The organism is Corynebacterium stationis, assembly GCF_001941345.1.
Classification (GTDB): Bacteria; Actinomycetota; Actinomycetes; order Mycobacteriales; family Mycobacteriaceae; genus Corynebacterium; species Corynebacterium stationis.
On sequence record NZ_CP009251.1, the window covers coordinates 1,717,382 to 1,731,720 of the forward strand.

The 14,339-nt window shown below is 54.8% G+C and carries 8 protein-coding genes and 1 pseudogene; 4 read left to right on the forward strand and 5 right to left on the reverse strand.

What is annotated here, in order from left to right; genetic code table 11:
- Positions 1 to 60 precede the first annotated feature (60 nt).
- A complete protein-coding gene (locus tag CSTAT_RS07970; RefSeq protein ID WP_083640770.1) occupies positions 61 to 2,922 on the reverse strand; it encodes an FAD-binding and (Fe-S)-binding domain-containing protein in 2,862 nt (953 codons plus the stop codon).
- Positions 2,923 to 3,129: 207 nt separating this feature from the next.
- Here CSTAT_RS07970 and modA point away from each other — a divergent pair, with 207 nt between their 5' ends.
- From modA to CSTAT_RS13310, 4 genes and pseudogenes are all read left to right on the forward strand, one after another.
- Positions 3,130 to 3,906 carry a molybdate ABC transporter substrate-binding protein gene (gene modA / locus CSTAT_RS07975; protein WP_083640771.1) on the forward strand — a complete coding sequence of 259 codons (777 nt, stop codon included), beginning with the start codon at positions 3,130 to 3,132 and terminating at the stop codon, positions 3,904 to 3,906.
- 6 nt (positions 3,907 to 3,912) lie between these two features.
- The gene (locus tag CSTAT_RS07980) at positions 3,913 to 5,844 is read left to right on the forward strand and encodes an ATP-binding cassette domain-containing protein (RefSeq protein WP_083640772.1); all 1,932 of its coding nucleotides are present in this window, start codon (positions 3,913 to 3,915) and stop codon (positions 5,842 to 5,844) included.
- Between the two features lie 127 nt (positions 5,845 to 5,971).
- A complete protein-coding gene (locus CSTAT_RS07985) occupies positions 5,972 to 7,063 on the forward strand; it encodes an HNH endonuclease signature motif containing protein (protein WP_244892807.1) in 1,092 nt (363 codons plus the stop codon).
- A 383-nt stretch (positions 7,064 to 7,446) separates the two neighbouring features.
- Positions 7,447 to 8,645, forward strand: a pseudogene (locus CSTAT_RS13310) (IS3 family transposase); the annotation flags it as partial.
- A gap of 87 nt (positions 8,646 to 8,732) precedes the next feature.
- On the opposite strand, the gene thrB reads toward CSTAT_RS13310, so the two are convergent.
- The 4 genes from thrB to argS form a co-directional block, all read right to left on the reverse strand.
- Positions 8,733 to 9,662 (reverse strand): homoserine kinase, encoded by a 930-nt coding sequence (gene thrB / locus CSTAT_RS08000; protein ID WP_075723041.1) that lies wholly within the window; start codon positions 9,660 to 9,662, stop codon positions 8,733 to 8,735.
- Positions 9,663 to 9,692: 30 nt separating this feature from the next.
- On the reverse strand, positions 9,693 to 11,027 hold the full coding sequence (locus tag CSTAT_RS08005) for a homoserine dehydrogenase (RefSeq protein WP_066794766.1): 1,335 nt from the start codon (positions 11,025 to 11,027) through the stop codon (positions 9,693 to 9,695).
- A gap of 313 nt (positions 11,028 to 11,340) precedes the next feature.
- A complete protein-coding gene (gene lysA, locus CSTAT_RS08010; RefSeq protein WP_075723042.1) occupies positions 11,341 to 12,678 on the reverse strand; it encodes a diaminopimelate decarboxylase in 1,338 nt (445 codons plus the stop codon).
- Between the two features lie 5 nt (positions 12,679 to 12,683).
- Entirely contained in the window at positions 12,684 to 14,336 is a 1,653-nt protein-coding gene (gene argS, locus CSTAT_RS08015; protein WP_075723043.1) for an arginine--tRNA ligase, read from the reverse strand.
- Positions 14,337 to 14,339: the final 3 nt, after the last annotated feature.

Here is a 14,339-nt window from a genome sequence, read left to right on the forward strand (position 1 = left end):
CGAGAATACCGCTAGGACTGCTAGGACCGCTAGGCAATAAGGGCGCGTTTGGCGCCCCTCCTACCGCGTAGCTATTTCCAAAAGTTCGAGCACGTGGCGATAAGGCTTGCCGGTTGCCCGCGTCATCCCTAGCTCACACGTGCGGTTTGAAGACACGTGATATTCCGAATCAATCCCTGCCACTTCAGCTGCTTCGCGCGCGGTGGCACTCGCGGTGAGCTCTGGATGCAGCATGCCGCGGTCGCCGGCATAGCCACAGCAACCCCAGCTATACGGAATGACCACCTCGTTAGCCGCTAAGTTAGCGACTTTTTCTATCGCTGGCATGAGAGCTAAATGCTGCGAGGAACAGGTCGGGTGAATAGTCACCGAATCCACCGGATGAGCCACGGTGAGCTGCTTCGCCAGATGTGAAGCAGTAAAAGCAATCGAGTCCAGCACGGTTATGCCAGTATCTTCGAGCATCGCGATAAATCCTTCAGTACAACTTGATGCGTCGATGATGACGGGCAGTTTGCCGCCGCCGGAGGCATCGACAAGCACTGTGCGAACCCGCTGCTGCATAACCTCATGGCCATTTGCCATGCCTTTCGATGTCCACGGCGTTCCACAGCACAACGAGTCGATGGCCTCCGGAATTGCTACCGCCACCCCGGCGCGCTTAAGCAGCGCGATGAAAGCCTGCGTGACCCCCATCCCGCCTTTTTGTGGACCGAACATCGCGTTGACACAGGCCGGAACATAAATGGCCTGAACTTCGGCGTTCTTATCACCCACGATGCCGCCGAGTTTCGAGCGTCGATGACCACCGCCGGGCAATTCTGGCTGGTACTGCGGCATGGTTTCTGTACCAACTAGTTTCCGGCCAACGTCTGTTACTGCCTGAACCAGCGACGTGGGCAAACGGTGTGCTCCGCTCAAGGCAATGGATGCGCCCCGATTCACCGCGGACCAGCCCTGTGCTGCACCTTTCCAGGCGGTTTGCTCAACCTTGTTGGCGTCCTCGCGGCGCAAACGCTTGATAAATTTGCCGGTGTCAATGCCCACAGGACACGCCCGCAGGCACATCGAGTCCACGGCACAAGTTTGCTTGCCCATGTATTCATAGTCTTTATCCAGCTCGGTGACCGTGATGAAGTCACCTTGGTGCTCCGCTTGGGCACGCGCGCGACGCACCACGATGCGCTGGCGCGGGGTCAGCGTCAAGTCCTTCGATGGACACACGGGCTCGCAATAGCCGCACTCGACGCAGGTATCGATTTCTTCTTCCACGCTGGGGTTGAGCTTGATATTGCTAATATGCGCCGTGGGGTCTTCATCCAGAATGACACCGGGGTTTAAAATCCCGCGCGGGTCGATGGCCTTTTTCAGCTCCTGCATGACTTCATAGAGCTCATCGCCGTATTGGCGGCGGACAAAAGGTGCCATCGCGCGGCCGGTGCCGTGCTCAGCTTTCAAGTTTCCTTCGGCACCCAAGATGAGATCCACCATGTCATCGGTGAAGTTGTTATAGCGCCCAAGGCTGTCTTCGCCTTCGAAGCGGTCGGTGAGCAGGAAGTGAATATTACCGTCTTTTGCGTGGCCGAAGATGACTGCGTCGGCGTAGCCATTGGCATCGAAAAGCTCCTGCAAACCAGCACAGGTAGAAGCCAGTCGCTCCACTGGGACGGCGACATCTTCTAATAAGGCCGTTGTGCCGCTGGGACGTGCTTTGGCCACCTTGGCGTAGAGGCCTTTGCGGAACTGCCACGCGCTATTGCGATCAGCCGCGGCAGTAGAAAATGCCGAAAGCTTAAACATCTCTAGCTCACGCAGCAGCTTCTGCCCTGTATGTTCACGTTCTGCGAGCTCCTCGGCGGTGTGCGCGTGGTACTCAATCAGCAGGGCTGCTTGGGCGTCTACTTCGAAGCCGCGGATCGATGCTGGTGCATCATCAAAGCCTTGGCCGACTTTGATAGATGCTGCGTCCATGAGCTCCAAGGTGGCAGCACCAGTATCTACAAGTTGTGGCAACGCCGAAGTCGCGCTGTTGAGGTCCGAAAACACCGCCACAGTCGTAGTCGCAAGCTTTGCCACCGGAATAGTTTCAAAGACTGCTTCTGCGACAAAAGCCAGCGTGCCTTCAGAGCCCACAACGAGGTGTTCCAAAATCTTCGCAGGGCCTTCAAAATCCAAAAAGGAATTTAGCCCGTAGCCCATGGTGTTTTTAATAGCGAAGTGGCGGCGAATAATCGCCACGGATTCTGGATTCTCTTTCACGCGGCGTTGGAGCTGCATCAGCCTTTCGGCTAGCTGCGGTTCCTTGGCATAGAGCTGCGCATCGGCATCATCGGCGCCGGTATCAATAATCGTCCCAGAGGCAAGCACTAAAGTCAGCCCGCGCAGGGTTTGATAGGTATTAAATTCCGTACCGCACGCCATGCCGGAAGAGTTATTGTTAACTACCCCGCCGATAGTCGCAGCCGATTCACTCGCCGGATCCGGGCCTAGCTTGCGCCCATACAGTGACAGCCGCGCATTGACCTGGGAGACAGTAAGCCCAGGCCCCACCCGAATAATCCGTCCCTTTTCTTCGACCGTCATAGTGCGAAAGCCACGGCGGACATCGACAAGCAAGCCCTCACCGCTAGCTTGTCCCGACAACGAGGTGCCTCCCGAGCGCAATGTAATGGGCAAACTATTCTCTGCCGCGATGCGGAAAGCATGCGCTACCTCGGAGATATCAGAAGCAACGATAACCGCTTTGGGCACGTGGTAATAATGCGAGGCATCACTGGCATAGGCCAGGCGGTCAATCAAACGCGTGCGCACATCATCGCCTGCGATTTCAGCGCGCAGGGCTCGCAGCACCTGGTTGGGAACCTCTCCATGTGAGCAAGTGCCATCGTGGGCATGGGCCGGGTTTGAAAAAGCAGTAGTCATGGGGGTCCTTCTTCAAGTAGATGCCGATGTCGTCGAATGCTGAAAACCACCAGCACAAGTCTGTGATTAATATTACTCAGTCCTGGCCTGCTGACAATCAAGGTTGACCTAACTAAGCAGGCTATCTGCCCATTTAGCCAGGGGTGTACGTGCTAATCTGGTCTTGTTTCTAAACACGAATAATCCCGTTCAAATTGGAGATAAATGATGAAAAGCCGCGTGCTATCTGGACTCGCTCTCTTGTCGCTGACCGCAGCGCTGGTTGCCTGCTCAGATTCCTCGGATGAGGCAAGCACCTCGGAGGCCCTGGAAAATCGCGTGGAGCTGAATCTGCTCGCGGCATCATCCACTCGTGTCTTCAATGATGACTTGAAAAAGCAAGCCACAGAGCTTGAGCCACCAGTTGGGTTGTTTATCAACAATGCAGGCTCTTCCACACTCGTTCAGCAGCTTGTCGATGGCGCACCGGGCGACGTGTTGATCACCGCCGACGAAAAGAACATGAATGATGCTAAGGAAGCTGGCGTCGTCAACGATCCGGTTCAGTTGGCATCGAATGTGATGGTCATGGTGGTGCCTTCTGGCAACCCTGGCAACATCAACTCGATCGAGGACATCACCGATGAAAGCACCTTTGTGCTCTGTGACCCACAGGTACCGTGTGGCACTGTCTCTGAGTCAATCATTGAATCTAAGGGTCTGGATATCACCCCTGACTCCCTTGAGCACCAGGTAGCAGACGTGTTGGGCAAGGTTACTTCCGGTGAAGCAGATGCTGGCTGGGTCTACGCTACCGACGCGGCAGCTGCTGGTGACACCGTTGAGGTCATTGAGATCGAAGGCGCTGAGGAATTTACCAATGGTATTTTCGGAGCGGTCGTCTCTGAGTCTGAGAATCCAGAATCCGCACAGCAATTGCTGGACCTGTTGGCTGATGACTTCGATAAGGTCTGGAAAGAATACGGCTTTACCCCAGAAGATTAATATCTCATGACTTCCTCCCTGTCTGGCCCGGCTTCATCCGCGGGCGTGCAAACGTCCACCCCGATTTCTTCGCAGCTAAAGGCTGTTACGCACAAAGTACCGGCGCTTTTCGTGGCGATTGGAATCATCGCTATCGGATATATCGTCTTTCCGGTTATTGCTTTGGCGCTGCGGGTGCCCTGGGAGGATTTCGCAGCTATAGCTCAAGACCCAAGCACCATCGAGCTGCTCAAGACGACGTTGTCTGCAGCAGCTTGGTCCACAGCAATAGCCACTCTCTTAGGCACCGCCCTCGCCCTGTGGCTGTCGCAGCTGCGGCGAGGTGCGGCGGCCGTGCGCCTTTTGGTCTATCTGCCGCTGGCTATGCCACCGGTGGTCTCTGGTCTGGCATTGACCGCTTTTATTGGCCGTCGTGGCCTACTCGCGCCGGTGCTGAATTTCTTTGGGTGGGAGTTCGCTTTCGCTTTTCCTGGGGTCGTTGCCGCGCATGTCTTTGTGACCTTGCCCTTTGTGGTGGTCGCGGTCGATTCAGCTTTGCGGCAGATTGATTCTGAAATCACGGCCTCTGCGCGTGGTGTCGGGATTGGCCAGTGGACCATTTTGAGCTGCATCACGCTACCGACAATCTTGCCGGCTATCGTCACAGGCGTGGGCTTAGCTTTCGCTCGTTCGCTCGGGGAATTCGGCACCACCATTACTTTCGCAGGGTCCATGCCTGGCGTCACCCGCACCCTGCCTTTAGGGATTTACTTAGAGCGCGAGGTCAGTGCTGAAAATGCGTATGCACTGTCTGCGATTCTCATCGGTATCGCGGTGCTGAGCTTAGTGGTCGCAGGCTTACCGATGTTATTTACCCGCCGCGCTTCCCAACGCGCACATGTTTTGGACGATATGGACATCGATAAGCTGCGAGCTTTAACGCGTTCGGTAGGCGACAGCCCCGAAATTGCCGTGACATCCAATGGCTCGACCACGCGCTTTCCGGCGAATAAAACCACCGCGATTGTGGGGATGAATGGCTCTGGTAAAACCACGCTGGTGAGTTTGATTGCAGGGCGTTTAACTTCAAGCAATTTCCAGCTGCATGACCACACCAAAGTAGTCTTACTAACGCAAAATCCCGGGCTGCCGAAGACGGCCAGTGTCCACCAGGCGATAACGATGGTGACCAAAAATTCCGCCGTGACTGATGAACTTCTTCAAGCAGCGGGTCTTGCTCCTTTGTGTCACGTTCGTGTGGCCACGCTCTCTGGTGGTCAAGCTGCCCAAGTCGCTTTGGTGCGTGCTCTGGCGGCTAAGCCGAAAGCGTTGATTTTAGATGAGCCGCTGGCAGCTATCGATGTCGCTTCCGCTGCGCGCTGGCGCCGCTTTTTGCACGCGACCTCCGCGGACCGCACCACCTTGATGATTACCCACAACGCACTGGACATCGCTGGGCTGTCTCACAACATGGCGGTATTAGAGGGCGGGCGTGTTATCGCATGTGGCCCCACCAGTGAGATTCTCAACGTCCCACCAACTGCTTTTGTCGCAGACCTTGCTGGGCTTAACCGCCTCAACGGCACCATCCAATCCGTCGATGCCAACGGGCACGCAGTGATCAATTCACACAATCAAGACATCCATGGGGTTTTGGAAATCACCCCTGGCGCGGATGATCAGGCCGCTGGCAACCAGGCCACAGCCGTATTTTCCCCACAAGATGTGCAGCTACACCTCGAGCCTTTAGACCAAGGCTCTGCCGGAAGCACAATTCGCGGCACCATCTACTCAGTTACAGCTGACTCCCTTACTCAGCTGCGCGTGAGTGTGCGCGTAGGCAATGAGCTCATCACCGTGCCGGTGACGGCGTCCAGTGCTCTGCATGCCTCGCTAGATTCCTTAAAGGAAGTCGATTGCACTATTGACGCCTCCAGGGTTCGGGTATATCAGCACTAAGAGTGCACGTCCTCTAGGCCTCGCCTGTGAATAACTTTGGCAGTTGCGTGACGTGTCAACGTAGTTACCCACAGATTTTTGAGCTCCCCCTAGCGCGGGCTCGCGTATCCGTCTTAGTGTCGAAGTTATGAATGGACAACAAATATTAAACCTCTTCACTACCAGCGGAGTAACCATCCTCCGCGATGTTTATCAGTGTTCCCCGCATGACTTAGCCGGTGGCCTGATGTCACTAAATACCGCACGAAAATACACCCGATTAGCCACAGTCTTCTTTGGGCCGGCTGCTTCTCCCAAGGTGCAGTGCGATGCTGTCGCACTCGCTGAAGCGAGGCAATTAAGCCTTGAATACTTAGAGCTGGTTAACAAACACGCCAAGAAACCCACAACCCGCGGTGCTGCCTGGCAACTGCGCGCAGAACTCATCGCGCATAAAGGCACGTTGGACGAAGTTGACGCACACGGCAAGAAGCGTGTCACCGAAGAGGGCGGCGACAAACAAAAGCAACGCGGCGTGCGCGTGGGCCGCGCTATCGATGGCCTACGCACCATTAGCATCACCGATACTCAACGCCGCATAACTGATTTAGAAAAGACGCTTGACGCCGCCATCAAAGACGACGACCAGCCACGCTCCGAAGCCCTTCTGGAACCTTTCTGGGACTTAGTCGACGGCAACGGCACCGGGCTCATCCGCCCCGAATACCGCACCGTGATTGTTATCGGTCTCGATGACTTCGCCAAAGTCTCCTGCGGTGCCGGCGACGAAGTCATCGTCGCTTTATCCGATGGCACGACCATGACTGGCGCAGAGTTCATCAACGCCGCGATGGAAGGCGCTTTAGGTGACAAGCTCTACGTCGGGCTCTTCCACCCCACCGCCGGGCCGGTCAACCTTTACGAAGCACGGTTCGCATCCGACAAGCTCCGCACCCTCGCCATGGCAGAGAACCTAGTCTGTCCATGGCCGGACTGCAATGTGTCAGCCGATAGGTGCCAAGTCCACCATATCGACGCCCATAAACACGGCGGGCATACCAAGCCATCGAATCTGACGATGCTGTGTAAGGACCACAACGGCGTCAACGACGACAGTGACCCGGGCAATCCCGGGTCGCAGAAAAGAAAAACAAGCGAGGAAAAGGCAAGCCTAGTCGCGGGAGGATGCGACGCCACCGCGGCAAAGTCCGCCTGCACACCCCAGGTGGGAAGCTTGTGAGCAATTCACATGACTTGAGCAGCATGGGGGCAATGGACCTCATCTAACTGCCTCCTCGCCGAAAAGCGGCAATCACGCACACCCCGACAAGACACCCGGTCTGGTTGGGTAAATTGGCGATCCCTTTTTAGTTTCTGAAACAGCAGGAAAGCTCCCATTCTTCAACGATTATGAACTGCTCCCTGAAAGTTGGACTGATTAATCAGACACCAATTTTTGGGGAGTTTTCTATGCGTGTACGAAGTTCACTATCGCCTTCTCAACGACTTCACCTGGTAGAGCTGTTTGAGGAAGGCTACGGGTATGCCGCATCAGCAAATCGATTGAAAGTCAGTCGTGAAGTTGTGCGCCACCTATTTCGTCGTTGGTCCTTACATGGCAGGCTATGTCTTGTGGAAAAACCAACGAAGCAGTTCTACTCCTTTGAGACGAAAAAGAGCATTGTTGATCGTGCTCTAGCAGGCGAGACATACATGGCTCTTGCCCGGCAGTACAACTTAAGCTCCAGCGAACTTGTTAGGACTTGGGTCCGTGCATTTCGCAAAGATGGATACGACGGGCTAAAACCAAAGAAGAAGGGCCGTCCAACCAACAGTGCGATACCGGTGCCGCTGACTGAGGAAACGAAACTTCGTCGTGAAGTTGAAAAGCTTCGTGCCGAAAATGCTTATTTAAAAAAATTGCGGGACTTAAGGAATCAGGGGCACGGCTAAAAACTCAAGTCATTGTCACCCTTAAGTCGCAGTACCGCCTTGACGATCTACTTTTAGCCGCGGGTCTGGCACGGTCGACCTATTTCTATCACCAAGCCAGACTTAATGAGCCAGATAAATACGCACCGCTGAAGAAGACAATCAAGGATATATTTGACCAGTCTCGGCAACGCTATGGCTACCGCCGTATGTGCATAGAACTACGTCATATGGGCACAGTGGTCAACAAGAAGCTGGTCTATAAACTCATGAAGCAGCAAGGTCTGGCATCGAAGATACGTCGTCGGCGACGCTACAATTCTTTTAAAGGACACAGCAGCAACATTGCTGAGAATCTGTTAAATCGCGAGTTTGATGTCGACCAGCCGAATCAAAAGTGGGTCAGTGACGTCACTGAGTTTCGGGTAGCAAACCGCAAAGTCTATTTATCTCCGCTTATGGACCTGTGTGACCGTCGGATTATAAGTTTCACGGTGTCTACGTCACCGACGACGGCGTTTACAGCTGCGAGTTTAAAAGCTGCCTTTGAGCTAGAAAAGCCAGCTAAAGGGCTCATAGTGCATACCGATCAAGGATTTCAGTATCAGCATTCCAGTTGGCGTGATCTCATTGGAAAGCATCACGGTGTGCAGTCAATGTCGCGTAAAGGCAACTGCTACGACAACGCAGTGATGGAAAATTTCTTTGGCCATCTCAAAGCTGAAATGTTTCACGGCGAAGTCTTCCACAGTGTCGACGCCCTGATCGCTGAAATAGATGATTACATCACCTGGTACAACACACAACGCCGGCAAGAACGACTAAACGGCATGACTCCAATGGAATATCGAAATCATGCCGTTCATCGAACACTACAAGGGGTAAACTAAACCCAGTCTAACTTTCGGGGGTCAGTTCAATTAATTATCGGAAGAATCGGAGCTTTGTTTATGTGGTGCCGTGTGGGTAGCTCGCGATTAAGCTTGCGTTACCTCGACGGTAGCCGGACCGGCGACATCGAGTTCGATAACGCGTAGGCCTTGGGCACGGGCGTCGTCGAGAATTTCGGCATCGATAGGCTCGGTGTGTAAAACCATCACGGTCGGACCTGCACCGGAAAGGTACGCTGCGTAACCGCGGTTGCGTAGGCGGTTAACCCACTCCGCAGTAACCGGTAGTACATCGGAGCGGTACGGCTGGTGTAAGCGGTCGCGGGTACCTTCCCACAGCAATTCTGGGTAGCTTTGCAAAGCCGCAACCTGCACTGCAGTGCGCGAGACGTTAAACGCCGCATCACCGTGAGTGACGTGCGAAGGCAGCACGCGACGCACAGCTTGGGTCGATGCGTGGAAATTCGGCACCAACGCGGTGGCGTGAATATCCTCGTGCACCTTAATCTGCGCAGCTTTGTATTGCGGTTGGGACCGGCCGTCGACTGGGATAGTCGTCCACGAGACAACCGCCTGGCCCAGCACAGATGCCGCAGCATTGTCCGGATGGCCCTCGAAGGCCGAAGACAGCTGCACAATCTGGTCAGTATCGAGCGGGAAGCCAGCCAAAGCATTGGCGGCTACTACCCCGGCAACTGCCGCAGAAGCTGAAGAACCCAAACCACGAGATTGTGGAATGTTATTCGTGGAGACAATGCGCAGACCTGGTGCATCTACATTCGCTGCATTTAGACCGGAGCGAATCGCCTTGACCACCAGGTGCGAGCCATCACGTGGCAGGTCTTCTTCGCCCTCGCCAAAGATCTCTACCTCAAGACCTGATGGGATGATCTCTACTTCAACAGTGTCATAGATAGATACTGCCATGCCTAAGGTGTCATAGCCTGGGCCCAGGTTCGCGGAAGAGCCCGGGACGGAGACTACTACCTTGGTGCCTACTTCTAATTCAGTACTCATAATTGCACTATCTTAGCTGTGCTTGCCGCACTAGCTGTCAAGACGTAGGACAGAGTTAACTTCCTTGACCACATCCAGCTGAGTCAAGGTCTCGACAATCTTGCGCAAAGCGGATTCGCGGGCCGTGTGAGTAACCACAATTAGGCGTGCACCTTCTTCAGAGCCTTCCTGGCGCACGGTGCGCAGGGAAACGCCTTGCTTAGCAAATTCAGAGGAAATAGCTGCGAGCACACCGGTGCGCTCATCGACCTGCATATCGATGTGGTAGCAGGTCAGAGCCTCGCCAGCGTCAGCGATAGGCAATTTAGCGTAGGTATTATCCTCCGGTGCACGGCCACCGTAGACAATATTGCGGCTGGCACCAACGATATCGCCCACTACTGCAGATGCGGTTGGGTATCCGCCAGCACCATTTCCGTAGAACATCAAGGAACCTGCAGCCTCGGCTTCAACAAAGATCGCGTTATAAGACTCAGAGACAGTAGCCAATGGGTGTTCCTTCGGGACCAAAGTGGGGTGCACGCGCGCATTGACCGCTTCGGTACCGTCTTCACGGGTCAAGCGCTCACAAATAGCTAGAAGTTTGATGGTGTAGCCAGCTTGATTTGCTGCTGCAATATCTTCAGACGTGACATTGGAGATGCCTTCGCAGTACACATCCTCGAAATTCACGCGGGTGTAGAAACCAAGCGATGCCATAATTGCCGCCTTGGAGGCTGCATCGTGGCCTTCAACATCGGCGGTTGGGTCAGCTTCTGCATAACCCAGGCGAGTAGCTTCTGCCAGTGCGTCGTCGTAAGTTGCACCGGTCGACTCCATCGCATCCAGAATGAAGTTGGTGGTGCCATTAACGATGCCCGAAATGCGCTGGATGTGATCGCCAGCCAAGGAACGACGCAGCATACCCACGACAGGAATGGCGGCCGCAACAGCAGCCTCGTAGTAGAGATCCACACCCGCAGCATCTGCTGCTTCTGCTAGACCGTCTGCGTGTGCGGCAACAAGTGCCTTATTGGCGGTGACAACGGATTTACCAGCATTGAGAGCATCAAGCACCAATTCGCGCGGGTAATCGATGCCACCGATAACTTCCACAACCAAGTCCACGTCATCACGTGCGATCAAGGCGCGCGCATCATCAGTGAGCAGCTCTTCAGGAACGCCAGGGCGCTGCTTCGCAAGATCTGACACAGCGATGCCGCGAACCTCGACGGGTCCACCGATGCGGTGCGTGTAATCATCGGCATGCTCAGTCAGGAGACGAAAGACTTCCGCACCAACGGTGCCGAAGCCCAACAGTGCAACGCCTACTGGCTGCCCTTCGCCCTTGCCGGTGCGGTTAAGTTCTTGGACGGTCGAAGACATGCGTACTCTCCAAAATTACGTGTAGTGGGATTTATATTTCATTCCATGACCATCATACAGAACGAGCGGTCTATTTCAGCCCTTGGGCTGGACTAAAGGCGCATGTAGATCCGAGTAACTCTGCCCCACAGTGGCACCACCAGTATTAATAGGCTCAGCAGCACCCGGGTCCACATCGAAATGAAGCGAATATAAGTCTAGCTAAGGCTGCTTTAGAATTGCTAATGTCGTTTTTAGCGCCAAAACTGAATAAAATACCCCACAGCTTGGCTAATGCTGTGGGGTATCGAATATCACCGAGTAAAGAAGATTCTTAATCTACTTCCAAGGAGAGCAAGTCATCGAGAGACTCGCGACGCAACATAGGTTTGATCATGCCAGCGCGCACGGCAACTACTGCTGGGCGAACAGCTGCGTTGTACCGCGAGCCCATCGAATAACTATAAGCGCCCGTTGCTGCGGTGGCGAGGAAGTCTCCTGCCTTGACATCGTTGGGCAGTTGGACGTTATCGATGAGGATATCGCCTGATTCGCAGTGCGAGCCCACGATGCGCGTTGGGATTTCTTCGCCATCGGTGTAGCGGTTGATGATCCGCGCGTCGTATTCGGCACCATAGAGCGCGGGGCGGATGTTATCGCTCATGCCGCCATCGACAGCCACGTAGCGGCGCTGCGGGGTTTCTGCATCGCCAGTGGTGACGTCTTTGATAACGCCTACTTCGTAGACAGTTACCGCTGCGGCGCCAACTAGCGCGCGGCCCGGTTCGACCAACACGGTGGGTGGAGTAATGCCTAGCTCTTCGGCAGTGCGAGCTACTGCCGACAGCAAGTCTTGCGATACAGATTTGATATCCAATGGGGACTCATAGGCGGTATAAGGAATACCGTAGCCGCCGCCCAGGTCGATTTCTTGCAGCGTGTAGCCCAGCTCATTGTGGATTTGGCTGTACAGCCCCATGACGCGCTCGGCGGCAAGTTTAAAACCTTCGGCATCAAATACCTGGGAGCCAACGTGGCAGTGAAGTCCCACCAGCGTGAGGTTCTCAGCACGCAAGCAGGCTTTAGCTGCTTCGAAGGCATCGCCGGTAGCCAGGGAGATACCGAATTTCTGATCTTCATGGCTGGTTGCAATGAACTCATGCGTATGGGCATCAACGCCCGGGGTCACGCGAATCAGCACTGGCTGCACGTGCTGCGCTTTGGCTGCCACGAGATCGAGGAGCTGGAGTTCGTCGGCAGAGTCGATCACCACGTGGCCAACCTTGGCATCAACGCAGGCCTGTAAAAAGCGCGCGGACTTATTGTTGCCGTGGACAGTGATGCGCTCAGCTGGGAATTCCGCGGCCAAAGCGATCTGGAGCTCGCCTAACGATGCAACATCCAACGCAAGTCCTTCTTCATTGACCCAACGGGCGATCCGCTTGGACAAAAATGCCTTAGAGGCATAGTGCACGCGGTCTGCACCGCCGAAAGCATCTGCCATATCGCGGCAGCGCGAACGGAAGTCGTCCTCGTCAAAGACCATGACTGGCGTGCCAAACTCTTCAGCGATTTCTGAAAGCGGGACCCCGGCGATGGTTACTTCCCCATCTTCTTGGCGCTGGGCGTTACGTGGCCAAACGTGTGCTGGTAGTTCATTGAAATCAGCCATAAAATTTACATCTTCTCCGGTGCTGAGACGCCCACCATGCCCAAAGCATTAGCGAGTACTTGGCGAGTAGCCTGCGCAAGCGCCAGACGAGCCGCGTGGATTGGTTCTGCCGCATCGCCTGCCTTAGGCAAAATCTGGCACTGGTCGTAGAACTTGTGGAATACAGATGCCAAGTCTTCAGCATAACGAGCGACGCGGTGTGGCTCGCGCAGCTCTGCAGCTTCTGCGACAACAGCTGGGAATTCACCCAGGGTGCGAATGAGGTCGCCCTCGCGCTCATGGGTCAGCAAAGCGAGGTCAGCAGCTTCAGAGGTCACGCCGATTTCTTCGGCCTTGCGATGGATAGAGCACAAACGTGCGTGTCCGTACTGCACGTAGTACACGGGGTTTTCTGAAGATTGCGCAGCCCACAGGCCAAGGTCGATATCAATGGATTGATCCACAGAAGAACGAACCAATGAGTAGCGCGCGCCGTCAACACCGATGGCCTCAACGAGGTCATTCATGGTGATAACAGTGCCGGCACGCTTGGACATCTTGACAGCCTTACCATCGCGCAGGAGGTTGACCATTTGTCCAATAAGCACTTCAACGGCTTCAGCGTTGTAGCCCAATGCCGCAGCCGCAGCCTTCAGACGTGGCACATAACCGTGATGGTCTGCGCCCAGCATGTAAATGTTGAGGTTGTGGCCACGGTCGAATTTATCAGCTACGTAGGCGATATCGCCGGCGATATATGCAGCATTGCCATCAGACTTGATGACCACGCGGTCTTTGGAGTCACCGTAATCGGTGGACTTGAGCCACCACGCGCCTTCGGTTTCATACATCTGACCAGAAGACTTCAGCTGCTCCAAGGCCTTGTCGACGGCACCCGATTCGAAGAGCGAGTTTTCGTGGAAGTAGACGTCGAAGTCCACGCCGAAATCGTGCAAGTCTTTCTTAATCTGCGCGAACATCATCTCCACGCCAAGGGAGCGGAAGTTTTCTTGAACTTCTTCTGCTGCACCATCGAGCGCGTCTGGCTTTTGTTCCACGATAGCTGCAGCAATGTCATGGATGTACTGGCCTCCGTAGCCATCTTCTGGCGTAGGCTCGCCCTTAGCTGCAGCCACCAACGAACGCGCGAAGCGGTCAATCTGTCCGCCGTGATCATTGAAGTAGTACTCGCGGGTAACAGTTGCACCGGCCGCTTCAAAAATGCGTCCCAGTGAGTCGCCCACTGCTGCCCAACGGGTGCCGCCCAGGTGGATAGGTCCGGTTGGGTTCGCGGAGACGAATTCTAAGTTGACCTTGACATCGGCCATGGCTTTGCCATTGCCATAAGCACTACCCGCAGCTGCAATCTGGGAAACAATTTCACCCTGTGCTGCTGCAGCTAGGCGGATATTCAAAAATCCAGGGCCTGCGATCTCAGCGACGTCGATAGCATCTGATTTCGCTAGAGCTTCAGCCAACCATTCTGCTAGCTCACGAGGGTTTACTCCAGCCTTTTTCGCGACCTGCAAAGCAACGTTGGTGGCGTAGTCGCCATGCTCAGGGTTACGCGGACGTTCAACCGTTACGGCTTCCGGCAATACGGAGGTATCTAAATCGTGGCTTTCAAAGACCTGCACGGCAGTCTCTTTGAGCAAAAGGGATAAATCAGCTGGTGTCATAGC